Source organism: Nocardia abscessus NBRC 100374, assembly GCF_000308455.1.
Lineage (GTDB): Bacteria > Actinomycetota > Actinomycetes > Mycobacteriales > Mycobacteriaceae > Nocardia > Nocardia abscessus.
The window spans coordinates 1-482 of the sequence record NZ_BAFP01000206.1; the positions used below are offsets into that span (position 1 = coordinate 1).

1 protein-coding gene is annotated in these 482 nt (G+C 73.2%); it reads left to right on the forward strand.

The window, feature by feature from the left end:
- Positions 1-401: PfkB family carbohydrate kinase (locus tag ON19_RS30745; protein ID WP_043700695.1), on the forward strand; the 401-nt coding region annotated here is incomplete at its 5' end.
- Positions 402-482: the final 81 nt, after the last annotated feature.

A 482-nucleotide genomic window follows, 5' to 3' on the forward strand; every position in this document is an offset into this window, starting at 1 on the left:
CCCCCAATCGCGCGGAAGCGCTCGACCGGTTGTCCGGCCGGCTCGACGAGGGACCGGATCTGTGGAAGCTCACCAGGGGGTGGGCCGTAGACGCGATCGCGGTGACCCTCGGATCGGAGGGCGCCCTCGTCTGTCTGCGTGCGTCCGGGAAACGTCTGCGCATCCCGCTCCCCGCCGCGGCCAAAGCACCCTCGGGCTGTGACACCTGCGGTGCGGGAGACAGTTTCGCCGCCGCCGCGGCAGCCCATCTCGGCGCGGGCCGCGAACCGGAGAGCGCGGTGCGTCGTGCGGTGATCGCGGCGGCCGAGTTCGTCGGCTCCGGCGCCGCCGCCGCGTTCTCGGAATCCGAAGCGGCCCTCGTATCCGGCGCGCCCATCACTTGGGACCACCGATGGGTGTGATTTCCGCCCTCGTGGCCTGCTGATCGGCGTGGCCGCACTGCGTGCCGCAAACCCGGCGGAGCGGCAGGCGGTGGCCGCGCC